Below are 22,666 nucleotides of genomic sequence, written 5' to 3'. Positions count from 1 at the left end.
GGATCACAGCGCGAACCCGCGCCCGACGCCCGACACGACGAAGTGAGGTGGCCCCGTGGCATCCGACTCCCCCTCCACCCGCCCGACCATCCGCGACATCGCTCGTGAGGCCGGGGTCTCGGTCGCGACCGTCTCCCGTGTCACGCACGACGACCCGCGTGTCGTGGCCGACACCAAGCGACGCGTCCAGGATGCGATCGACAGGCTGGGCTATCGACCCTCGGCCCTCGGCCGCGCCCTGTCGTATCAGCGCACGAACACCCTCGGCATCGTGCTGCCCGGACTCGGCGGGCCGTACTTCGCCCAGCTCATCGAGGGCGCGGAGTCGGTGGCGGTCGAGCGCGGCGTCGTCATCAACGTCGTCGGAACCCACCTGCGGCCCGATGCGGTGGGCGCCGTCCGCCAGCTCGCCGAGCGTACCGACGGCCTCATCATCGCCGGCGGCACCCTGCCGTCCGACGAGGTCGCCGCGCTCGCACGCTCCGGCCGCGTGATCGTCGTCGCCGGAGAGGCCGACGAGGCGGCGACCGTCGTGACTGACGGGCGCGCCGCCGCCGCCGAGCTCACCGGTCATCTCGCCGACGTGCACGGCTTCCGCCGCATGCGTTTCGTCGGCGAGCCCTCGGGGTCGCCCGACACCGCGTGGCGCTACCAGGGCTTCCGCGAGGCCCTCGATCAGCGCGGACTCGCCGAGGCGGGCGAGCCCGTGCGCCTCGGCCTCGACGTGCGCAGCGGCGCCGTCGCCGCTCGGATGCTGCACGACGCCGCTGACCTGCCCGACGCGCTCGTCTGCGCGAACGACGAGCTCGCGATCGGCATGCTCGCGACGCTGCCGGGGCTCGGGCACCGCATCCCCGCGGATGTCGCGGTCACGGGCTTCGACGACCAGGCCCTCGCCGGCATCGCCTCCCCGCGCCTGACGACGGTGCATCAGCCGATCGCCGAGCTCGGCGCTCGCGCCGCCGCGGGAGCCCTCGGCGACGACATCCGCTCGCACACCGTCCTGGAGACCCGCCTGGTCATCCGGGAGTCGTGCGGCTGCTCGCCGGAGGGGACGCCGGACTGAGAACACGACCGGTCGACGAGCGACCGGTCTCGCAGAGGAACGAGGAGGTTCCGATGAGAAGACGCAGAACACTGGCGGCGGGAGCGCTCGCCCTGACCGCTCTGCTCACGACGTCCGCGTGCGCGAACGTGGGCCTCGAGCCCGCTCCCGAGGCGCCGCCCGGGTTCATCGACGAACTGCGGATGCCGTCGGAGGCCGGCGGCTCGGTCCAGGGGCTGCTCAACTACAACTGGCTCTCGCCCAACGCGACCGTTCAGACGTGGCTCTTCGAACCGCTCATGATCCGCGACCGGTTCACGTGCGAGGCCGTGCCGTGGCTCGCCACCGACTACGAATGGGAACGGCCGGACCGCCTCGTGCTCACCCTGCGCGAGAACGTGCAGTGGAGCGACGGCGAGCCCTTCACCGCCGCCGACGTCGTGTACACCTTCATGGCCGGCAAGGAGTTCCCCGCCGCCGACAAGTCGGGCTTGTGGGGCGACTTCTTCGGTGCGCCCGCCGAGAGGGTCACGGCGACCGACGACCACACCGTCGTGTTCGAGTTCGCCGGCCCCGCGGTGCCGAAGACCGACGCGATCCTGCAGAACACCAAGATCCTCCCGCAGCACATCTACGCCGAGCACGGCGACCCGACGCTCTTCGTCGACGAGCAGGGGGTGGGCACCGGGCCCTTCACCCCCGAGTCCTACAACGGGCGCCGCCTCGTTCTCGAGCGCAACGAGAACTACTGGAACGCCGACCAGGTGCGCGTCCAGCGCCTGTCGCTCGAGGGCCAGTACGACGCGAACTCCGGCGCACTGAAGCTGCGCAGCGGCGCGCTCGACCTCTACCGCGGCGATATCCCGAACCCCAACCGCTCGGTCGTCGCCCCCGACCCCGACAACGCCCACTTCTTCTATCCGCCCGACGCCATCACGGCCCTCGTGCTCAACAACGAGCGCCCGGTGCTGAACGACCCGAGCTTCCGCGAGGCGTTCGCCTATGCCCTCGACCGCGAGGCGCTGAGCCAGCGCGCGAGCTTCGGGATCATGGAGCCGGCGAGCCAGACGATGCTGCTGCTGCCCTTCCAGGAGCAGGCCGTTCCCGAGCAGTGGCGCGGCAAGGAGTTCATCCCCTACGACCCCGAGCGCGCGAACGAGATGCTGGATGCCGCCGGCTACGAACGCGGTCCCGACGGGCGCCGCGTCGACCAGAACGGCGAGCCGCTGTCGTTCGTCTTCAGCGTGCAGGCCGGCTGGATGGACGTCATCGCCATGGCGGACGTCGTCGCCCGCAACGCCGCCGAGGTCGGCGTCTCCGTGCGCATGGTCACGACTGATCCCAACGCGATCGAGGGGATGCAGAAGGCCGGTGACTTCGACATGACGATCGACTTCATCAGCGGCGGATGCCAGCGGGCGCGCGATCTCGGGGCGAAGCTGCAGGCCTCGCAGATCTCGACCGAGCAGGAGCTGCTCCTCAACCGGGCACGCTACGTCAATCCCGAGATCGACGCCCTCATCGCCGAATGGACCACCACCACCGACGAGAGCCGCACCGCCGAGATCGAGGGTCGGATCATCGACATCTTCATGACCGAGTTCCCCTACATCGCGCTGCAGTACGCCCCGAACCGGCTGATCTACCGCACGAACAACGCCGTCGGGTGGCCGAGCGACGACAACCCCTATCCGGTCGACCAGCTCATCCGCGTCCTGCCGAACCTGCGCCCGCCGGGCGAGGCGGATGCCGGCGAGTCGGATGCCGGCGGGGAGGGCTGAGCCGTGGCCTACTACGCCCGCAAGACCGGCTACTTCCTTCTGACCCTCTGGGCGGCGGTCACGCTGAACTTCATCATCCCGCGCCTGCAGCCCGGCGACCCGGCCGAGATCATGGTCCGTCAGCTCAATGGCCAGGGGGAGATCGATCCGGCCCAGGTCGCCGCCGTGAAGGCGATGCTCGGGTACTCGAATGACAACGTGTTCGTCGCCTACGTCGACTACCTGCGTCAGCTGGCATCCTTCGACCTCGGCACATCGTTCACGTACTTCCCCTACCCGGTCGCCGACGTCATCGGGCAAGCGCTGCCGTGGACGCTCGTCCTCGTGGGAATCACCCAGATCCTCTCGTTCGTCCTCGGCACGCTGTTCGGCGCGATCGCCGCGTGGCGACGCAACAGCCGTTTCGACGCGACGATCTCGGTCGGCTCGACGTTCGTCGGCAACCTGCAGTCGGTGTGGATCGGCCTCATCATCCTGTTCGTCTTCGCCTACACGCTCGGCTGGTTCCCGGCATCCGGCGGCTACGGATACACGACCCCGGGACTCACCCCGATCCATGTCGCCGACGTGATCTCGCACGGGTTCCTCCCCGCGCTGACGCTCATGGTGACGGCGCCGATCGGCTTCATCCTGTCGATGCGGAACACGATGGTGCAGGTGCTCGGCGAGGACTACATCCGCCTGGCCGCGGCCGCAGGGCTCAGAGAGCGCACGGTCGCCCTCGGCTACGCCGCACGAAACGCGCTGCTCCCCGTCATCACCGGGTTCGCCCTGTCGCTCGGCGTGCTCATGGGCGGCTCGATCCTCATCGAAACCGTCTTCGACTACCCCGGCATGGGCCGGCTCATGGGCGAGGCGACCTCGAACCGCGACTTCCCCCTCATGCAGGCGATCCTGCTGGCGACGATCGTCATCGTGCTGACGGCGAACTTCATCGTCGACCTGCTCTACCCCCTCATCGATCCGCGGGCCCGCCGGGCCAGAGCGTGAAAGGCAGGTGACAGACGATGTCCGATGAGACCCCCCTCCCCCAGCCGGCCTCGATGCCGCAACCGGCGCGCACCGAACCGACGCGCACCGAGCCCGTCCGGACCTTCCGGCGGCGCGTGACCGACGAGGAGGCGTCGACGAAGGAGGTCGTGGCGGTCGTCCGCCCCGCCCGGTGGTACGCCGTCATCTGGTCGAGCCGGAAGGCGCGCGTGGGCATCGTGATGCTCGCGGTGTTCCTGCTCGTCGCGGTGTTCGCCGATCTGCTGTCGCCCTATCGGCCCAACGATGCGACCTTCACGCCGTCGCAGGACCCGAGCTGGGCCCACTGGATGGGCACGAACACGCTCGGCTACGACATCTGGACCCAGCTCGTGCACGGCACCCGCCTCTCGTTCGCGATCGGGGTGCTCGGCGGACTCGCCACGATCGTCATCGCGATCGTCGTGGGGCTTCTCGCCGGATACCGCGAGGGCGGCCTGCTCGACGACATCCTGTCGTTCCTGACCAACCTGGCGCTGGTGATTCCGGTGCTGCCGCTGATGATGGTGATCGTCGCCTACAGCGAGACGCGCGGTCTCGGTCTGCTCGTCTTCGTGATCGCCATCACCAGCTGGGCCGGCGCATCGCGCGAGATGCGGTCGCTGATCATCTCGATGCGCAACCGCGACTACGTCACCGCAGCGCGGTTCGGCGGCGACGGGATGCTGCGCATCGTGTTCCGGGAGATCATGCCCAACATGTCGTCGCTGATCGTCTCGGGGTTCATCGGCGCCGCGACCGCTGCGATCGCCGCCGAGGCCGGCTTGTCGTTCATGGGCTTCGGCGACCCGAACACCGTCAGCTGGGGCCAGATGCTCGCCCAGGCCAACGCGAACGGCGCGCTTGTGCAGGGACTGTGGGTCTGGCTGGTCGCGCCCGGCATCATGCTGGCGCTGCTCATGACGTCGCTGACGTTCGTGAACTTCGGCGTCGACATGCTCAGCAACCCCCACCTTCGCGAAGAGGAGAAGTCATGAGCCCGGCATCCGATCCGAGCACGGCGCCCGTGCTCGAGGTGTCCGACCTGTCTGTGCAGTACCGACCCAAGCTCGGCGCGACGCTCGACGCGGTCAAGCGCGTGTCGCTGCGCGTCGCCCCCGGAGAGTTCGTCGGGCTCGCGGGCGAGTCGGGCTCGGGCAAGACGACGTTCGCCCAGGCGGTGCTGCGGCTGCTGCGGAGCCCCGGGCACATCACCGGCGGCTCGATCCGGTGGGGCGACCGCGACGTCACGGCACTCGGTGACGACGACCTGCGCCCCCTGCGCTGGTCGTACGTGTCGACGGTGTTCCAGTCGAGCATGAACTCGCTCAACCCGGTCGTCCGCGTTCGCAAGATGTTCGAGGACATCCTCGCCGAGCACACCGGTGCGAGCACGGCGGCCGCACGCGAACGCGCAGAAGAGCTCTTCGACCTCGTGAGCGTCGACGCGCGGTTCCTCGACATGTACCCGCACGAGCTGTCGGGCGGCATGAAGCAGCGCGTGAACCTGGCGCTCGCCCTCGCACTGAAGCCGAAGCTCGTGCTCTTCGACGAGCCCACCACAGGGCTCGACGTCGTCGTGCAGAAGTCCATCCTCGACAAGATCCGCGAGCTGCAGGAGCGCGAGCGATTCGGCGCGATCCTCATCACCCACGACATGGGCACGCTCCTCGACTTCGCCGACCGCGTCGCGGTCATGTACGAGGGCGAAGTCGTCGAGGACATGAGCGCGCAGGATGCCGTGACCACGGGGCCGCGGCATCCATACTCCGTCCATCTCGTCGGGTCGTACGCCGAGCTGCTCGGCGAAGACGTCGCCGGTTATACCGGGGCCGAGCTCGAGGCGCCCGTCGAGGTGTCGCAGGAAGCGCCGGTCGAGCACGCCCCCGTCATCGAGGTCGAGAACCTGCACCGCCGGTTCTCGAAGCGGCAGGGCTTGCGGACCGAGCACGTGGATGCCGTGAAAGACGTCTCGTTCACACTCCGCGAGGGCGAGGTGACGGCGCTCGTCGGCCAGTCGGGATCGGGCAAGTCAACGATCGCCCGCATCCTGACCCGCATCGACGATCCGACCTCGGGCGCCGTGCGCTACTACGGCCAGCGCGACGGCGAGCCGCACGACATCACCGCCTTGCACGGCCGGCTCGCCCGCGAGTACCGCCGCAACGTGCAGTACGTGTTTCAGGATCCGTATGCCGCCCTCAACCCCACGCTGACCGTCGGGTACTCGCTGTCGCGGCCCCTCGCGAACTTCCTGCACGTCGGGCGCCGCGAAGCCGTCGAGCGCTCGGCCAGCCTGCTCGAGCAGGTCGGGCTGACTCCGGCGGGTCGGTATCTCGGGCGGCTGCCGCACGAGCTCTCGGGCGGCCAGCGCCAGCGCGTCGTCATCGCCCGCGCCCTCGCGGCCGAGCCCCGGCTCGTCGTCGCGGATGAGCCGATCGCGAGTCTCGACGTGTCGATCCGCGCCGAGATCCTCGAGGTGCTGCAGTCGCTCGTCGCCGATCACGGCGTCGGGATGCTCTACATCACACACGACCTGCTGTCGGCGAAGAGCCTCGCCAATCACGCGCTCGTGCTGCGGAACGGCGAGCTCATCGAGTCGGGCCCGGCCGATCGCGTCATCGACGACCCGCAGGCCGAGTACACCCGACAACTGCTCGATGCCATCCCCAACCCGTTCGAGAGAAGGACCGCCGCGTGACCGACACCGAGCTTCCCGAGACCTACCTGCCGGAGAGTGCGCTGCCGGATGGCGTGCTGCCGGATGGCGTGCTGCCGGATGACATCCGGGAGCTGACCGAGCGGGAGGTCGACGCGTCGATCCGGTGGCTGTGGGCGCACGCGACCGGCGACCTCGACAGCCCGGGCTGCGGGCTCGTGCTCGACCGCGACGACCTGCCGGGCGTGGCGACGGTCGCGGCGACCGGCTTCGCCCTCGCGGCATGGTGCGTCGGCGTCGAGCGGGGCATCCTCGGCCGCCGTGACGTGCGTGACCGGGTCGCCGCGACCCTGCGCACGCTCGAGGAGTCGGTGCCGCATCGCGGTGGCTTCCTCGCGCACTTCGTGGATGCGGCGACCGCTGAACGGCAGGGGCGATCGGAGTACTCCACGATCGACACGACGCTCGCTCTGTGCGGTGCCGCGGTCGCGGCATCCTTCTTCGCGGCCGACGGCGACGCCGGACGGGAGATCGGCGAGCGCACCGAGCGCCTGCTGCGCCGCATCGACTGGCCGTGGATCATCGACGACGCAGGCAACCGGGCGGTCGTCCGGATGGCGTGGGTCGCCGACCGCGAGGACGACTACGCCGACGGCGCCGATGAGGCCGGCTTCGTGAGCGCCTGGTCGATGACCGCCGAGCAGCTGCCGATGTACCTCCTCGCGGCGGGGCACGAGCGAGTGTCGACCGAGCTCGCGCGTGACCTGTGGCGGGGGTTCGACAAGCCGGTGGGGTCGTACGGCGGGCACGAGTGCGTGCATGAACCGGCGGGAACCCTTTTCACCTACCACTTCCCGCTCGCGTTCTATCCGTTCCAGCGGGTGCGCGATCTCGACGGGCGCGACTGGTGGGCGAACGCGCGCGAGGCGTCGCTGGCCTCGCGCGCGTGGTGCGCCGACCAGGCCGGACGGTGGAAGACGTTCGCGAGCGGACTCTGGGGACCGGCAGCCGGCCTCGGCCCGGGCGGGTACGTCGTCAACGGCGCACGCCCGGCGCTGCGCGAGCCCCATGCCGACGGCACCGTGCCGCCCGTGTCTCTCTTCGGGGCGCTGCCGCTCGCTCCCGCGGAGGTGGCTCCGGCGCTTCGCGTGCTGCGAGATGAGCATCCTGGCGCATGGAACGAGTGGGGCGCGACCGACGGGGTCAACCTCGAGGGCGACGAGCCCTGGTACGCCGAGCCGCGCTACGGGCTCAACAAGGGAGCGACGGCGCTGCTGGGTGCCGCAGCCCTCGGCTCGACCCTCGTGTGGGATGCGTTCTCTCGGCATCCCTGGATCGCCCGCGGCGCCGACAAGCTGGGCTTCACCCCGGCTTGACGGACGCTCCGGCTCTCGGCCAGGGGGGTGTCTCGCCAGGCCAGCGGTCGAGGGCTGCACGCCCAGCGCTGACCTGGCACCTCACGCCCCCACAACCCCGGGATATGGGCGCGTACTGCCAACCCGCAGGCGAGAGCTGCGGGCCCAGCGCTGACCTGGCACCTCACGCCCCCACAACCCCGGGATATGGGCGCGTACTGCCAACCCGCAGGTCAAGGACCCGTGGCGGCGAGCGCGGGCGGTTCCGTCGGACGCCGTCCCCGGCGCAGCGCCGTGCCGCGATGCAAGGTGTTGTGACCGACGCCCCGCGACAGCGGCATCCATCACGGGGGGTCGCAGCCGATCCCTTGCATCCGCGCATCCACGCACGCGCCCGCTGGCGGGGCGGGTGGGATGCTGGTCGCATGAGCCTGCCGCACCGCGATGAGTGGAATGCCGACCCGCGAGGCTTCCGCCGATTCGAGAGGACCGTGCGCGTGGGGTCGGGGGATGCCGCGTGGCGGCGGGCCCGGACCGACCTCTTGGCGTGGCGGGTGAAGACACGCAGCGGATTCCGGGTGGTCCCCGATGTGCCGGCCGTCGTCGGTGGGCGGCACTGGCTCGAGATCGGCCGCGGCCCCCTGACGCTGCGCGAGCCGGTCGAGGTCGTCGCCTTCGTCGACGAGTCCGACCGGGTGGGCTACGTCTACCTCGCGCTGCCGGGCCATCCGCTCGAGGGAGAGGAGACGTTCCTCGTCACCCGGCGCGGCGACGACGTGCTTTTCACGCTGCGATCGCTCTCGCGGCCGGCGCCCCTGTGGTTCTGGCGGCTCGCTTATCCGGCGGTCCGCATCGTGCAGGTCATCGTGCGAACGCGCTATCTGAGTGCTCTTCGGCGCGGAGACCGCACCGCGCGCTAACGACCCGCGAGCCGCGATGCGAGGGATCGTGGCCGACACCCCGGGCGGACGGCATCCTCACCGGCGTGTCGAGCCCGACGCATTGCATCGCGGCACGCGCACCGTCGGCTCCGAGAACCCCGCTCGCGCGCCGGTCAGCCGACGACGGATGCCGCGGCCGCGACGATCCGCTCGATCGATTCCTCTTCGCCGACCGAGATGCGCACACCGTCGCCGGCGAACGCCCGCACGATCAGGCCGGCCGCGTCGAAGGCCTCGGCGATCTCGAGGGCCCGCTCACCCGCGGGCAGCCACACGAAGTTGCCCTGCGCGTTCGGGATGTCCCACCCGGCATCGCGCAACCGGTCGGCGAGTGCGTCACGTCGCACGGCGATGTGACGCACTCGCTCGAGCAGTTCGTCCTCGGCGTCGAGGCTCGCAAGCGCGGCTTCCTCCGCCTGGGCTGTGACCGAGAGGGGGATGCCGGTGCTGCGGGCCGCATCGAGAATGCGGTGGTCGCCGATGGCGTACCCGACGCGCAGTCCGGCGAGTCCGTAGGCCTTCGAGAACGTCCGCAGGATCACGACGTTGGCGTGCCCCGCGGCGAGCACGGCGGCGCCCGTCACGGCATCCGGGTCGGTCACGAACTCGGCGTAGGCCTCGTCGAGGACGATGAGGACGTCGGAGCGGACCCGCGCCACGAACGCGTCGAACGCCGCCTGGCTCACGACGGGACCGGTGGGGTTGTTCGGGCTGCAGACGATGATCATCCGCGTGCGGTCGGTGACGGCATCCGCCATCGCGTCGAGGTCGTGGCCGGCGTCGGCCGTCAGCGGCACCGCGACGGCGGTCGCGCCCGCGACAGCCGCGAGCCCGGGATAAGCCTCGAACGATCGCCAGGCGAACATGATCTCGTCACCCGGACCGCTGGTCGCCGATGCGAGCTGGTACAGGATCGACACCGAACCCGCCGCGACGTGCACGCCATCGGGGGCGACCGCGTATCGATCCGCGAGCCGCGCGCGCAACCGGCCGGCCGAGGCGTCGGGGTAGCGGTTGAAGGTCGTCGCCGCGCGCACGGCCTCGACGACGCCGGGCAGCGGGTCGAACGGGTTCTCGTTGCTCGACAGCTTGAAGGCGTCGGCGGAGGCCTGACGCCCCTGGCGGTATGCGGGCAGCGCCGCGATCTCGGGTCGGATGCGCACGGGCAGGTCGGTCACGATGCGAGTCTACGGATGCCGCCGCCTCCACCGGATGACGGATCGGAGGCCCCGTGGGAGACTGACGGCACTATGAGCCTCATCATCCGACTGATCGTCAACGCCTTCGCGGTGTGGATCGTGACGCTGATCCCGGCGCTGGAGGTGTCGGTCGTGGCGTTCCCGCCGGGCGGCGACCTGCAGCTCGTCCTCACGCTGCTGCTGATCGCCCTCATCTTCGGACTCGTCAACGCGATCGTCGGCACCGTGCTGAAGGTGCTCGCGTTCCCGCTGTACATCCTGACCCTCGGCCTGATCTCATTCGTCATCAACGGCTTCCTGCTGTGGCTCACCGGGTGGGTCACCTCGGGTTGGGACTGGGGCCTGCGCATCGGCGGCTTCTGGCTCGCGGTGCTCGCGGCCATCGTGATCGCACTGATCAACTGGGTCGCCGGCATCCTGTTCCGCCCCCGTCGCGACCGAGACCGCGACCGCCGCTGACACACGAGCAGACATACGCGCGCACCATCAGTCGGGCCTCCGCACGCGGTAGGTCGTGACCTCGGCCGGCTCGTCGCCCCCGAAGGCCGCGATGCGCTCGTGGACGTCATCGACGCGGGGGTCGTCCGAGACGTCGGCGAGCGCGGCGGTGTCGCCGTAGGCGTCGATCGAGTGGGCACCGAGCGCGACGTCCGCGATGCCGGGTGGTGGGTCGGCGACCCGTTCGACGACGATGCTGCCCGCCGCGCCCGCACGATCGGGGTGGCCGCCGGACTGCAGCGCCGGGACGAGATCGTCGGTGTGGCGCACCGTGACCTGGAGCGTGGCCTCGCCGGGATCGGCCTGCACGGGAGAGCCGAACGTCACGTTGCCCACGACGCGGAAGGGCCCGTCGACCGCGAGGCGTGACGTGATCGCGCCGCCCTGCGAGTACCCGACGGCGAGCACGGCGTCTCCCGGCCGCGCGCCTGCGGCGCGGAGGGCGCTCACCACCGATTCGTACGACGCCGAGCTGCGGCCCGCGTAGAGCTGCACGTTCGACGACATGTCGAAGGGCTCGCGGCCGCCGAATCCGAGCGGCGATCGGGTTCCCGCGACGTAGACGGCGAAACGGCGCTCGCCTCCCGCGAGGGTGTAGCCCTCGACGCGAACCTGATCGCCCTCGCGCGGGATGCGTTCCGCGAGCGCGGCGAGTGTGCCCGGCGCCGCCGCGCCCGCCTCGCGAACCGCTGACCGCGTGACCTCGACGACCTGCGGCGGCGCGGACCCGCCGCGATCGGGGGTCGCACGCCCCAGCCCCAGGGCGCCGAGAGCGGTCAGCGCGAGACCGCCCGCCGCGACGGCGGCTCCCCCGAGCAGGCCCAGTGGAACGGCGGCTCCGCCGATCTGACGCTGGAGCTCGCCGTGCCGCAGCAGCGGCCAGGTCGTCAGCAGCAGGTCGGCGCGCGCAGCGGCCGTCGGTGAACGGTCGCGGGCCGCGAAGATCCGGCGGTCGAGCAGATCCGTCGCGCGACGGTCGCCACCCTCGGCAGCCCGCCGTGCGGCTTCGAGCTCGACGATGTCGTAGACGTCTGCGGCATCCCGCAGTCTTCCGGCGAGAGCCGAGGCGTCGGCGGTGAGCGCGTCGAGGAGCTGGGTGAGGTCAGCGGCGAAGGCCGCTGCGGGCCACGCGGTCGCATCGTGCGCGGCGAGCTCGCGAGCGGCCGTCTCGAACATCGACCTCAGCACGTCGCATTCCGTCGACAGGCCGAGGAGCGCGGATGCCGCGAGGCGGAGCTGTTCCGTATCGACCGCGATGATCCCGCCGTCGCGGATGTCGAGGGAGTCGTCGCTCACGGGCCTCCCGCCACGAGCCGGGTCTGCACCCGGTGCAGTTCGTCGTCGAGGCGGTCGATGCGCATCGCCGCGTCATCCGATCGCTCACGCCACGCGGCGAGCCGCTCGCGGTACTCGCGCGCGGCGCGGGCGCGCCAGGCCGTGTCGTGCTCGAGCTCGGCCGCGCGGCGCCGGATCGCGTCCACCTCGGCGCGCAGGGCGGTCAGGCGCGGGCGCAGCGCCGCGATCATCTCGAGCGTCAGCACCGGGGCGGCATCGAGTGGCGTGGCGTTCGAAACGAGCGGCTCGGGCGGAGGCATGCCCCTCACGATGCCGGTGCGGGGAGCCGCACGGACCGCCCTCGTCCCCGCTGGGGGACGACGAACGTCGGCGATACATCTGTGCAGGAAAGGCCGCATCCTCCACAATGGGACGGTGACCCGACGCGCCGAGCCCTTCCGCGTCATGTTCGTCTGCACCGGGAATATCTGCCGCTCCCCCATGGCCGACGTGGTCTTCCGCTGGTTCATCGACCAGTCCGGGCTCGGCGACCGCGTCGTGTCGGCGAGCTCGGGAACGGGTGACTGGCACGTCGGCGAGCCCGCCGACGGACGCACGCTCGAGGCGCTCGAACGCCGCGGATACGACGGGCGGGGGCACCGGGCCCGTCGCTTCACGCTGACGGATTTCGACCGATCCGACCTCATCGTCGCGCTCGACCGTTCGCACGAGCGCGTGCTGTCGAACTGGGCGCGTACGACGGCCGACACCGACAAGCTCGGCCTCCTCATGTCGTTCGACGCGCACGCCGGCGGCGACCTCGATGTGCCCGACCCGTACTACGGCGACGCCGGAATGTTCGACGAGGTGCTCGCTATGATCGAGAGCGCGAGCCGGGCGCTCTTCCGGCAGCTCGAACCCGCGATCCGCACCACGTCCTGAGCGCCCGTTCACACTGAATGGAGCCTCGTGACCTCTCTGCCCCCGCAGCCCCTGAGCCCGCTCGACGGCCGATACGCCGCCGCCGTCGGATCCCTCGCCGACTACCTCTCCGAAGCCGGTCTGAACCGCGCACGCGTCGAGGTGGAGGTCGAATGGATCATCGCCCTGACCGACCGGAGCCTGTTCGGCAGCTCGCCCCTCGCGGATGAGCAGAAGACGCGGCTGCGCGGCCTGTACCGCGACTTCGGTCAGGCGGAGATCGACTGGCTCGCCGCCAAGGAGGCCGTCACCCGCCATGACGTGAAGGCCGTCGAGTACCTCGTCCGCGACCGGCTGTCGGCCCTCGGCCTCGACGCGATCGCCGAGCTGACGCACTTCGCGTGCACGAGCGAGGACATCAACTCGGCCTCGTACGCGCTCACCGTCAAGCGCGCCGTCGAGAACGTCTGGCTGCCGAAGCTGCACGCCGTCATCGGCGCCCTCGGCGACCTCGCCCGAGAGCACCGAGATGCCCCGATGCTCTCGCGCACCCACGGCCAGCCCGCCACCCCGTCGACGATGGGCAAGGAGATCGCCGTGTTCGCCTGGCGCCTCGCCCGCGTCGCGAAGCAGATCGAGGGCGGCGAGTACCTCGCGAAGTTCTCGGGGGCGACCGGCACCTGGTCCGCGCATCTCGCGGCAGAGCCCGACGTCGACTGGCCCGAGCTCTCGCGCTCGTTCATCGAGGGCCTCGGCATCGACTTCAACGTCCTGACCACCCAGATCGAGTCGCACGACTGGCAGGTCGAGCTCTACGACCGGGTGCGGCACGCCGGCGGCATCCTGCACAACCTCGCGACCGATGTCTGGACCTACATCTCGCTCGGCTTCTTCGCGCAGATCCCCGTCGCCGGCGCGACCGGGTCGTCGACGATGCCGCACAAGATCAACCCCATCCGGTTCGAGAACGCCGAGGCGAACCTCGAGATCTCCGGAGGCCTGTTCGCCACGCTCGCGCAGACGCTCGTCACGAGCCGCATGCAGCGCGACCTGACCGACTCGACGACGCAGCGCAACATCGGCGTCGCCTTCGGGCACTCGCTGCTGGCGCTCGACAACCTGCAGCGCGGGCTCACCGAGATCTCCCTCTCGCGCGACGTGCTGCTGGCCGACCTCGACGCCAACTGGGAGGTGCTGGCCGAGGCGATCCAGACCGTCGTCCGCGCCGAGATCGCCGCCGGCCGCTCGCAGATCACCGACCCATATGCGCTGCTCAAGGACCTGACCCGCGGTCGCCGTGTCGGCGGACCGGAGCTCGCCGAGTTCGTGCGCGGCCTCGACATCGGCGATGCCGCCAAAGAGCGCCTGCTCGCCCTGACCCCCGCGACCTACGCGGGCCTCGCCGACGACTTGGTCTCACGCCTCGGCTGACGCCGAAAACGCACCGCCCCGCCGAGAACGCTCGGGGGGCGGTGCGTTTTGGTGTGAACGGTACGCGCTCGGCGGTCGCTCAGCTCCGAGGCGACGGGCCGGATGCCGGGTCGTCGGGAGTCTCGGACTGGTCGGGGTACAGAACCGGGCGGTCGACACGCTTGCTCACCTGCGCGGGATCGACGGCGAGCATCAGCAGTGCGATGATCACGAGCGTCGCGATGAAGGCGATGCCGGCGACGACGAGGGCCACGACGACGGCACGCTCGACCGACTCGCGCGGGATCGACTGGAACGCCCCCATCGACACGAGGGTGATGACACCCGAGAAGATCGCCGCGACGAACGCGAGGCCCAGCAGCTGGACCGGGCGCATGATCTCGCGGCGGGTGGGGTGTTCGCCGCTCACGATGCGACCTCCGGATCGGACGAGGGGGATGACGGAACGGATGCCGCGGGCACGATCTCTTCGCGCCGCGGCGAGAAGCCGGCGATTCCGAGGAACACGGCGACGATCGCGGCGTAGCCGCCGAACAGTCCCACCCCGATGGTGATGCCGGTGAGCGTGAAGGCGCCGGCCTCCTCGATGACGTAGTCGAGACGGTAGGCCGGGTTCACCAGCAGCAGGCCCGCCACGAGCAGCAGGGTGATCGCGCCGATGAGCACCTCGTCGCGGGCGGCCGGGGCACCGGAGCGTCGCCCGCGGATGCCGCCGACCAGCTCGATGAGGCCCGTGACGGCGGCCCAGGAGATGACGACGGCGAAGAACCCGATCGGCGTCCGCAGCGGCGGGATGCCGGCGAGGATCGCGGCGATGAGGGTGAGTGCCCCGAGCGCGATCGGCAGCCCGCGGCGGCCCGCGGGACTCGTCAGCCAGGCTCCGACGAAGAAGATGATCGCGGTCGCTGTCGCGAAGCCGCTAAATACCGACATCCCGACGGAGGCGGAGTGATCGGGCGAGAAGGTGATCATCACGGCGGCGACGGCCGCGAAAAGGGCGCGCGCGAGCTGGACATGCCGCACCTCGAAGGTGCGGGCGGCGGATGCTGCAGACACGGCGGACTCTCGCGATTCAGAACGGGATCCCCCCGATTCTACGCTTCCGGCCCGAGACGCCGCCCTCCGGGCGGCATCCCGCCGGGGAATCCTCCGGACGGCATCGACGTTGCCCCCGCACATGAAGGCATTGACGTACAACGAGTTCGGCGGCAACGACCGCTTCGAGATCACCGAGCGGGAGATGCCCCACATCGGGCCGGACACCCTCGTGGTGCGCGTGGTCGCCGCCGGTCTGAACCCCGTCGACTACAAAGTGCGCGAGGGGTACCTGCAGGGCCTGCTCGACGTCCAGCTGCCCGCCGTCCCGGGGTGGGACGTCGCCGGAGTCGTGGAGAAGGTCGGTCTCGACACCCCGGAGTTCCAGGTCGGCGACCCGGTGCTGGCGTACGCGCGCGCCGATGTCGTGAGCGGCGGCTCGGTCGCCGAGTACATGGCGGTCCCCGTGCGAACGGCCACGCGCAAGCCGGACGGTCTCGACTTCACCGCGGCCGCTGCGATTCCGCTCACCGGCCTGACCGCGCTGCAGGCGATCGAGCGGTCGGCCGTCGGAGAGGGATCGACCGTCCTCATCCACGGCGCGGCCGGCGGAGTGGGATCGTTCGGTGTTCAGCTCGCCCGCCTGCGTGGCGCGCGCGTCATCGGCACCGCGTCGGAGCGCAACCACGACTACCTCCGCGGGCTCGGCGCCGAGCCCGTCGTCTACGGCGACGGCCTGGCCGGCCGGGTGCGCGAGATCGCTCCCGACGGCGTCGACGTCGTGCTCGACTTCGCGGGTGGCAGCTCGCTCGACTCCACGCGCGACCTGCTGCGCGAGGGCGGTGTCGTCACCTCGATCGCCGACCCGCGGGCGGCATCCGAGTTCGGCGGCAACTACATCTGGGTTCGCCCGGATGCCGCGCAGCTCGCCGAGCTCGCGCGTCTCGCCGCCGACGGTTCGCTGCGGGTCGAGGTCGCCGAGACCTTCCCGCTCGACGACGCCGCCGCCGCCTACGCCCGTCTGGAAGAGGGGCACACCCGCGGCAAGATCGTCGTCACGGTCTGACGGGTGGATGTCGGAGGCGGGCGCGATCCTGGAGTCGTGCCCGCCTCCTCGATATCCGAGATGCCGTCCGCCTGCCGCGTGTGCGGCGGACGCTCCGGCGGCATGAGCCCCGATACGGGGCACTGGGTGTGCCGGCGCTGCGGATGGCGTCTGGGTGACGCCTTCGACGCCGACCTGCCCCGCCCGGTCGTGGCCGTCGTCTACTACCTGCGATTCGGCGCCCGCGTGAAGATCGGCACGAGCGAGCGGCCACGGCAGCGGCTCGCCGCCATCCGGCACGACGAGCTCCTCGCATTCGAACGCGGCGGGCGGTCGCTCGAGCAGCAGCGGCACCGCGAGTTCGCCGCACTCCGCGAGGGCGGCGAGTGGTTCACCCTCGTGAGCCCGCTGACCGAGCACATCGAGACGGTACGGGCGGCGGCATCCGATCCGTGGCTCGCCTACGACCGATGGCTCGGCGACGCGTATCGGCGCGCGTCGTCCTGACGCCACAGCCGGCGCCCGGGCGGATACGGCGTCATCCCTCCGTGAGGAACTCGATCGCGGTCTGGCGGAACACCCGCGACCCCGGTGCGTTGAAGTGGTGCCGGTCGGGGATCTCGACGAAGCGCCCCTGCGGCGTCGCGGCGGCGAGCGCTTTCGATCCCTCGATGATGGCGTCACGAGATCCCGTGGCGAACAGCACGGGCTGCTCCGGCGCGTTCGCGGGGTCGGGATCGACGGTGCCGGAGGCGCGCATGCCGCCGGCGATCGCCAGCAGCGCCCGCAGGTCGTTGCCGGGGACGCGCTCGGTGAGCCGCACGTAGTTCTGCGTGACGGGGTCGGTCACCTCGGTGCCGTTCTCGACGAGCGCGCGCACCTGATCGATGTCGAGGCGCGCGAGCGGGATGCCGTCGGGCACGCCGCCCAGCACGCCGCGCGTGATGCGCGCGGAGAAGTCCTGGAGCACCTCCCAGCCCACACGCGCGCCCAGCGAGTAGCCGACGTACATCGCCGTGTCGACGAGATAGGTGTCGAGCACAGCTTCGACGTCGGATGCGAGCTGGTGCAGGTCGTAGTCGGCGGCACGATGCGGCTTGTCGCTCGCACCGTGTCCTCGCTGATCGAGACCGAGCACGCGGAAGCCCGCGCGCTGAAGGTCGCGCACCCACCCGGTCGAGACCCAGTTGTCCTTCGTGTTCGACGCGAACCCGTGCACGACGACGACCGTCGGAAGGTCGTCCTCTCCCCACGAGTAGGTGGCGATGCGGTGGCCGTCCTCGCCCACGAGGACGAATCGCGGTTCGGGCAGCTCGGTCAGACCTGAGGACGCGGGGATGCTCACGGCTCCATTCTCCCGCGCGGCGGAGGCCTGCTCGGCGGAGGCAGTCACTTCTTCGCGGGGTCGTGGCCCCAGTTCATGAGCGAATAGCGCCAGGCCGTCTCGGTGATGTCGCCCGAGGGGCGCTGCGCGAGGTGCCGGTTGACGTAGCCGACGACTTTCCGCATGTGCTTCAGGTCCGATTCGGTGAGCTCGTCCTTCTTGGTGCGGAGGAGGTCGACGATGCGTCGGCCCGACTGGTGGCCCGTCGACTCGCCGCCGCCGTCCTTCTGACCGACCTTCTTCGACTCGTCGGTATCGAGCCATTTCTCGAGCTCGGCGGGGCTCATGTTCACGGCGTCGCGGAACTCGTGCCGCGTCTGGTCGTCGTCGTCACTCATGGTGCGATGGTGCCCGCGGCTGCCCCCCAGCCGCATCCTCTTGACAGCAGGATGAGTCAGCTCGTCATGCCGCCTTTTCGCGGTTTCTGCTGTCGGCGGGCATGGCGATTCCTGCACAATTCGCGTACGTCGCGACTTATCCACCGTCGAACGTATATCCACCTCCGATGTCGGAGATCGCTGAGATTATGGGAACATGACATCGAACGACGGCGGAGGGCTCGGGCGCGACGGTGCCGCAGATGCGTCGCCGCACGCCGACGCGTTCTCCGTGTTCGCAAAGGCGCTCGACCAGTTCCATGCGGCTGATGTCTCGCGGGTTCGTGCGTTGGCGGAGCTGGGCTGGTCGGCCCTGCGTGAGGCGCGCCGTGATGGGGTGCGGGGGATGGCGTCGGATATGGAGCTGCGGTCGGTCGCGGCCGAAGCTGCCGGGATGGCGCGGCTCACCGACCGGCGGTTGCAGGGTGAGATCGACCACGCGATGACCGTCATCGACGACTATCCCGCGGTGTTCGACGCATGGGTTCAGCGGCGGATCGAACGCGGCCACGTCGACGTGGTCGTGCGGGTCGGTGCCGGGGTGCCGGCGGAGGTGCGGTCGGCTTACGCGGAGGCCGCGATCGGGGTGTGCGAGCGGGACGTGCCCTCCCGGGTGCGAGGCACGCTGGAGGCCCTGGCGGCCAGGTTGCACCCGCAGACGTTCACAGAGCGGCACAAGACCGCGGCGGCGGAACGATGCGTACGCGTGTTCCACGGAACCGATGGGATGTCGAACCTCGTCGCCAATTTGCCCACGGTGATCGCGGCGGGGATGCTCGACCGGCTCACGCAGATGGGACAGTCCGTGAAGGACGCTTGGGCGGAGACTGGCGCGGGCGCCGCCGGGACGGATGCTGCGGGCGCGGCCCCCGTCGCGGAGAGCGAGCCGGCCGATACGCGGACCATGGATCAACTGCGGGCCGACATCCTCGGCGACCTCGTCCTCAGTGGGACACCCGTGATCGACCCGACCTACGGGACCGACCGGCCCGGTGGGCTCGGCGCGATCCGGGCACGCGTGCAAGTCGCCGTCACCGCGGAGACCCTGATGGGGCGGGACGAGAACCCCGCCGAAGCTGTGGGCGCCGGGCTGATCGACTCCGACACGGCACGGCAGCTCGCCGGGCAGGTCAGCGAATGGGACCGGCTGTTCATCGACCCCGTCACCCGCACCCCGGTCGAGATCGACACGTACCGGCCTACCGCATCGATGAAGAAACTCCTGATGGCGCGGGATCAGCACTGCCGGTTCCCCGGATGCCGGCGAGCCGCGATCCGCTGCGAGATCGACCACACCATCGACTACGCCCTCGGCGGGCACACCCACATCTTCAACCTCGCCCACCTCTGCCAACGACACCATTCGATGAAGCAATTCACGAAATGGGAAGTCCGGCAGCTCGGCGGCGGGGTCCTCGAATGGACCTCACCCCTCGGCAGGGTCTACCGCGAAGACGTACCCATACCCGCGGTGTGCTTCACCATCGACACCGCCGATCCGCCACCGGACAGACCACCCTTCTGACCGCGCGGCGTCTGGGGCGGGTCTCATATCCGGCGCATAGGTCCACCCAACGATACGGATGGGCTGACCGGCGATGCTCGGTGGTCGAACCGACCGAGGAGTCCGACGTGAACCGCATCCCCGAACCCGACCACACGCCCGCAGGGCCGGCCTACGAGGGCCGTCTGCTCGACCGCGCCGACGACGAGGTCGTCGACCAGGGCGCCCCGTTCGACATCCGCACGCTGATGAGCCGCCGCTCCGTGCTGAGCCTCGCCGGCCTCGGACTGGGCGCCGCAGCTCTCGCGGCCTGCACTCCCACGGCGACCGCCTCGCCGTCGGCCTCGGCCACCGCGGCACCGACCGCGACACCCACCGCAACACCGTCCGCGACAGCCCTCGCGAACTCCGACCTGCCCGCCGGCGAGATTCCCGACGAAACCGCCGGCCCCTACCCCGGCGACGGGTCGAACGGACCCGACATCCTCGAGCGGTCCGGAATCGTCCGCAGCGACATCCGATCGTCGCTCGAAGGCGGGACGACGGCCGATGGCGTGCCCATGACCCTCCGGCTCACGATCCTCGACACGGCCCGGGGCGACGTCCCGTTCGCGGGTGCCGCGGTCTACGTCTGGCACTGCGACGCCGCCGGCGGGTATTCGATGTACTCGAACGGAGTCGAGAACGAGACCTACCTGCGCGGCGTGCAGGTTGCCGACGCATCCGGCGTCGTCACCTTCACCTCGGTCATCCCCGCCTGCTACACGGGCCGCTGGCCGCACATCCACTTCGAGGTGTACCCCGACACGTCGGCGATGACCGACGCCGTGAACGCCGTCGCGACATCCCAGGTCGCCCTCCCCGAGGACATCTGCACCGCCGTCTACGCGCTCCCTGCCTACAGCGGTTCCGCGCGCAACCTCGAGCAGGTGTCGCTCGCCTCCGACAACGTCTTCGGCGACGACGGCGGCGCGCTTCAGCTCGCAACGGTCTCAGGAGACACGTCATCCGGGTACGGCGTCTCACTCACGGCGCGAGTCGACACGACCACGACCCCGACGGCGGGCGCCGCTCCGGGCGGGAACTCACCCCGCCGGCCCTGAGCCGTTCACACCCCGATCACGGCCCCCGGGCACCTCCCCCGGCACGACCCGGGGCACCACCGCGACCAGCACGACCATCGCGACGAGTTCGACGAGTGTCTGCGTGATCACCACGAGCGGAGTCAGCGCGAGCGTCATCGGCAACGCGAGCGCGAGCGGGAGGACGACGAGCGAATTGCGCGTCACCGCGCTGAAGACCACCGAACGCCGTCGCGGGACGTCGAGTCGCGCGACACGGCCCACGACGACTCCCACCGCCGCCGCGCACGGCACGAAGGCCATGAAGATCGGCACGACAGGCGCCAGTTTCCACATCGCGTCCCCGACCGCTGCCGTCTGCGAGGCGACCGCGACGAACAGTGTCAGCATCATCACCGGCACCATGGCACCCAGGAGCCGCTGCGACACCGTCCGGACGCGCCGCGAGCGCCGAGCCGCGGCCTGAGCGACGGCGGCCAGCGCAAGTGGAACGACGATCAGCACAACGAACGCTTCGGCGAACGGACGCGGATCGATCGCCGCGACAGCCTGTTCCCCGGCCATCACCCACACATATGCGGGCAGGAGCAGCAGCTGCGTGATCATGAGTATCGGCGTCGCCGCCAGCAGCCGCTCACGTGACCCTCCAGCGAGGCCCGCGAAGACGATGACGTAATCGACGCAGGGCGTCAGCAGCACCAGAAGCACGCCGAGCAGCAGCGCCCGGTCACCCGCGACAAAGCGCGACAGCAGCCAGACGATCGCAGGAACCACGACGAAGTTCGCGACCATCACCGCCCCGACGAACCGAGCGTCGCGCATCGCATCGCGCATCCCGGAGAGCGGTATCGAAAGGAAGGTGAGGAACAGCAGCACGCCCAGCACGGGGGTGAGCGCCGGCTCGATCGCCTCACCGAAGCGCGGCATCGCGAGCCCCACGACCGCACCGACGCCGAGCGCCGCCAGAAACGCCGTCGCTTGGTGCCGTTCCACCACCGCGAGCGCCCGCATGATGCCAGCATGCCGCACGGTTGGCCAGGAGGGACCCGCCGGCCCTCGCATGAGGTGGAATGGGATCACCGCTACGAAGGGACAACCACCATGCGCGGAGTCATCATGCACGCCCCCGGCGACGTCCGCGTCGAGGAACGCCCCGACCCGGTCATCGAGAAGCCCACGGATGCCGTCATCCGCGTGGCGGCGGCCTGCATCTGCGGCTCCGACCTGTGGCCCTATCGCGGCGAAGACGCCATCAAGCGCCCCATCCCGATGGGGCACGAGTACGTCGGCGTCGTCGAGCAGATCGGCGACGATGTCAGCGGACTCTCCGTCGGCGACTTCGTCGTCGGCTCGTTCATCGCCTCCGACAACACCTGCGAGATCTGCCGCGACGGCTACCAGTCGCACTGCGTCGACCGCGTGCCGATGGGCCGTCTCGGCTCGCAGGCCGAACGCCTGCGCGTCCCCCTGGCCGACGGCACGCTCGTCGTCGTCCCGGGCCAGCCCACCGACGACCAGATCCGCGGCCTGCTGGCGGCATCCGACGTGCTCGGCACCGGGTGGTTCGCCGCCGTCGCCGCTCAGGCCGGCCCCGGCAAGACCGTCGCGGTCGTCGGCGATGGCGCCGTCGGACTTCTCGGCATCCTGTCTGCCAAGCAGCTCGGGGCCGAGCGCATCATCGCGATGTCGCGCCACGCCGACCGCCAGGCGCTCGCCCGCCGATTCGGCGCGACCGACATCGTCGAGGAGCGCGGCGGCGACGGCGTCGCGCGAATCAAGCAGCTCACCGACGGATTGGGCGCGCACTCGGTCATCGAAGCGGTCGGCACGCAGGAGTCGATGATGCAGGCGATCCGCTCCACCCGCGCCGGCGGTCACGTCGGATACGTCGGGGTCTCACACGACGTCGAGCTTCCCGGCGCCGAGCTCTTCGGATCGGGCGTGCACCTGCACGGCGGGCCGGCTCCCGTGCGGCAGTACCTGCCCGAGCTGATCGAACTCATCATGTCGGGGGCGATCGACCCGGGCGCCGTCTTCGACCTGGTGCTGCCGCTCGACGATGCCGCCGAGGGCTACCGGGCCATGGACGAGCGCCGCGCCACGAAGGTGCTGCTCACCCTCTGACC

General features: G+C 70.5%; 23 protein-coding genes. 15 read left to right on the top strand and 8 right to left on the bottom strand.

The features are described 5' to 3' along the window. The first annotated feature begins 55 nt into the window (after positions 1 to 55). From CBF90_RS02605 to CBF90_RS02575, 7 genes are all read left to right on the top strand, one after another. The gene (locus CBF90_RS02605) at positions 56 to 1,066 is read left to right on the top strand and encodes a LacI family DNA-binding transcriptional regulator (RefSeq protein WP_023953637.1); all 1,011 of its coding nucleotides are present in this window, start codon (positions 56 to 58) and stop codon (positions 1,064 to 1,066) included. Positions 1,067 to 1,119: 53 nt separating this feature from the next. After that, positions 1,120 to 2,826: an ABC transporter substrate-binding protein gene (locus tag CBF90_RS02600; protein WP_141097127.1), complete on the top strand. Its 1,707-nt coding sequence runs from the start codon at positions 1,120 to 1,122 to the stop codon at positions 2,824 to 2,826. A 3-nt stretch (positions 2,827 to 2,829) separates the two neighbouring features. Further along, positions 2,830 to 3,816, top strand: a complete 987-nt coding sequence (locus CBF90_RS02595) for an ABC transporter permease (RefSeq protein ID WP_023953635.1) — start codon at positions 2,830 to 2,832, stop codon at positions 3,814 to 3,816. 17 nt (positions 3,817 to 3,833) lie between these two features. Then, positions 3,834 to 4,832 carry an ABC transporter permease gene (locus CBF90_RS02590; RefSeq protein ID WP_242435569.1) on the top strand — a complete coding sequence of 333 codons (999 nt, stop codon included), beginning with the start codon at positions 3,834 to 3,836 and terminating at the stop codon, positions 4,830 to 4,832. Next, positions 4,829 to 6,535, top strand: coding sequence for an ABC transporter ATP-binding protein (locus tag CBF90_RS02585; protein WP_088379835.1), 1,707 nt, complete (start codon positions 4,829 to 4,831; stop codon positions 6,533 to 6,535). Before CBF90_RS02590 ends, CBF90_RS02585 begins: the two co-directional genes overlap by 4 nt. Then, positions 6,532 to 7,869, top strand: coding sequence for a glucoamylase family protein (locus CBF90_RS02580; protein WP_088379834.1), 1,338 nt, complete (start codon positions 6,532 to 6,534; stop codon positions 7,867 to 7,869). The genes CBF90_RS02585 and CBF90_RS02580 overlap by 4 nt, the downstream gene beginning before the upstream one ends. Before the next feature lie 404 nt (positions 7,870 to 8,273). Further along, positions 8,274 to 8,768: a DUF1990 family protein gene (locus tag CBF90_RS02575; protein ID WP_088379833.1), complete on the top strand. Its 495-nt coding sequence runs from the start codon at positions 8,274 to 8,276 to the stop codon at positions 8,766 to 8,768. 134 nt (positions 8,769 to 8,902) lie between these two features. On the opposite strand, the gene CBF90_RS02570 is transcribed toward CBF90_RS02575, so the two are convergent. Continuing rightward, positions 8,903 to 9,967, bottom strand: coding sequence for a histidinol-phosphate transaminase (locus CBF90_RS02570; RefSeq protein ID WP_071918918.1), 1,065 nt, complete (start codon positions 9,965 to 9,967; stop codon positions 8,903 to 8,905). Between the two features lie 72 nt (positions 9,968 to 10,039). Between CBF90_RS02570 and CBF90_RS02565 the strand changes: the two genes are divergently transcribed. Further along, a complete protein-coding gene (locus tag CBF90_RS02565) occupies positions 10,040 to 10,447 on the top strand; it encodes a phage holin family protein (RefSeq protein ID WP_023953629.1) in 408 nt (135 codons plus the stop codon). A gap of 27 nt (positions 10,448 to 10,474) precedes the next feature. Here the strand turns inward: CBF90_RS02565 and CBF90_RS02560 are convergent, their stop codons facing one another. Next, on the bottom strand, positions 10,475 to 11,782 hold the full coding sequence (locus tag CBF90_RS02560; protein WP_088379832.1) for a hypothetical protein: 1,308 nt from the start codon (positions 11,780 to 11,782) through the stop codon (positions 10,475 to 10,477). Further along, the gene (locus CBF90_RS02555; protein ID WP_088379831.1) at positions 11,779 to 12,081 is read right to left on the bottom strand and encodes a hypothetical protein; all 303 of its coding nucleotides are present in this window, start codon (positions 12,079 to 12,081) and stop codon (positions 11,779 to 11,781) included. Before CBF90_RS02555 ends, CBF90_RS02560 begins: the two co-directional genes overlap by 4 nt. A gap of 145 nt (positions 12,082 to 12,226) precedes the next feature. Between CBF90_RS02555 and CBF90_RS02550 the strand changes: the two genes are divergently transcribed. Together CBF90_RS02550 and purB are read left to right on the top strand one after the other, a co-directional pair. After that, positions 12,227 to 12,703, top strand: a complete 477-nt coding sequence (locus CBF90_RS02550; RefSeq protein ID WP_036305536.1) for a low molecular weight protein-tyrosine-phosphatase — start codon at positions 12,227 to 12,229, stop codon at positions 12,701 to 12,703. A 27-nt stretch (positions 12,704 to 12,730) separates the two neighbouring features. Then, complete coding sequence (gene purB / locus CBF90_RS02545) at positions 12,731 to 14,113, top strand: adenylosuccinate lyase (protein ID WP_088379830.1); 1,383 nt, start codon at positions 12,731 to 12,733, stop codon at positions 14,111 to 14,113. Between the two features lie 79 nt (positions 14,114 to 14,192). Here the strand turns inward: purB and CBF90_RS02540 are convergent, their stop codons facing one another. Beyond that, positions 14,193 to 14,522, bottom strand: coding sequence for an amino acid transporter (locus CBF90_RS02540; protein WP_088379829.1), 330 nt, complete (start codon positions 14,520 to 14,522; stop codon positions 14,193 to 14,195). Continuing rightward, positions 14,519 to 15,169 (bottom strand): hypothetical protein, encoded by a 651-nt coding sequence (locus CBF90_RS02535; RefSeq protein WP_023953623.1) that lies wholly within the window; start codon positions 15,167 to 15,169, stop codon positions 14,519 to 14,521. Before CBF90_RS02535 ends, CBF90_RS02540 begins: the two co-directional genes overlap by 4 nt. A gap of 121 nt (positions 15,170 to 15,290) precedes the next feature. Between CBF90_RS02535 and CBF90_RS02530 the strand changes: the two genes are divergently transcribed. Together CBF90_RS02530 and CBF90_RS02525 are read left to right on the top strand one after the other, a co-directional pair. After that, positions 15,291 to 16,214 (top strand): NADP-dependent oxidoreductase, encoded by a 924-nt coding sequence (locus CBF90_RS02530; RefSeq protein WP_023953622.1) that lies wholly within the window; start codon positions 15,291 to 15,293, stop codon positions 16,212 to 16,214. A 102-nt stretch (positions 16,215 to 16,316) separates the two neighbouring features. Beyond that, a complete protein-coding gene (locus CBF90_RS02525) occupies positions 16,317 to 16,700 on the top strand; it encodes a GIY-YIG nuclease family protein (protein ID WP_242435568.1) in 384 nt (127 codons plus the stop codon). A 31-nt stretch (positions 16,701 to 16,731) separates the two neighbouring features. Here CBF90_RS02525 and CBF90_RS02520 read toward each other — a convergent pair whose 3' ends face one another. After that, positions 16,732 to 17,538: an alpha/beta fold hydrolase gene (locus CBF90_RS02520; protein ID WP_023953620.1), complete on the bottom strand. Its 807-nt coding sequence runs from the start codon at positions 17,536 to 17,538 to the stop codon at positions 16,732 to 16,734. A 44-nt stretch (positions 17,539 to 17,582) separates the two neighbouring features. Beyond that, complete coding sequence (locus CBF90_RS02515; RefSeq protein ID WP_023953619.1) at positions 17,583 to 17,915, bottom strand: DUF3140 domain-containing protein; 333 nt, start codon at positions 17,913 to 17,915, stop codon at positions 17,583 to 17,585. A gap of 196 nt (positions 17,916 to 18,111) precedes the next feature. Between CBF90_RS02515 and CBF90_RS02510 the strand changes: the two genes are divergently transcribed. Together CBF90_RS02510 and CBF90_RS02505 are read left to right on the top strand one after the other, a co-directional pair. Next, complete coding sequence (locus CBF90_RS02510) at positions 18,112 to 19,479, top strand: HNH endonuclease signature motif containing protein (RefSeq protein WP_088379827.1); 1,368 nt, start codon at positions 18,112 to 18,114, stop codon at positions 19,477 to 19,479. Between the two features lie 107 nt (positions 19,480 to 19,586). Next, positions 19,587 to 20,561 carry an intradiol ring-cleavage dioxygenase gene (locus tag CBF90_RS02505; protein WP_088379897.1) on the top strand — a complete coding sequence of 325 codons (975 nt, stop codon included), beginning with the start codon at positions 19,587 to 19,589 and terminating at the stop codon, positions 20,559 to 20,561. Here CBF90_RS02505 and CBF90_RS02500 read toward each other — a convergent pair. After that, positions 20,544 to 21,551: an arsenic resistance protein gene (locus tag CBF90_RS02500; RefSeq protein ID WP_088379896.1), complete on the bottom strand. Its 1,008-nt coding sequence runs from the start codon at positions 21,549 to 21,551 to the stop codon at positions 20,544 to 20,546. The two genes, CBF90_RS02505 and CBF90_RS02500, sit on opposite strands and share 18 nt — an antisense overlap. 90 nt (positions 21,552 to 21,641) lie before the next feature. Here CBF90_RS02500 and CBF90_RS02495 point away from each other — a divergent pair, with 90 nt between their 5' ends. Further along, complete coding sequence (locus CBF90_RS02495; protein WP_088379826.1) at positions 21,642 to 22,664, top strand: zinc-dependent alcohol dehydrogenase family protein; 1,023 nt, start codon at positions 21,642 to 21,644, stop codon at positions 22,662 to 22,664. Positions 22,665 to 22,666 lie beyond the last annotated feature (2 nt).

Origin of the sequence: Microbacterium sp. AISO3 (genome assembly GCF_002204305.1) — a bacterium.
GTDB classification, from domain to species: domain Bacteria; phylum Actinomycetota; class Actinomycetes; order Actinomycetales; family Microbacteriaceae; genus Microbacterium; species Microbacterium arborescens.
This window is presented reverse-complemented; position numbering and strand designations above follow the sequence as displayed.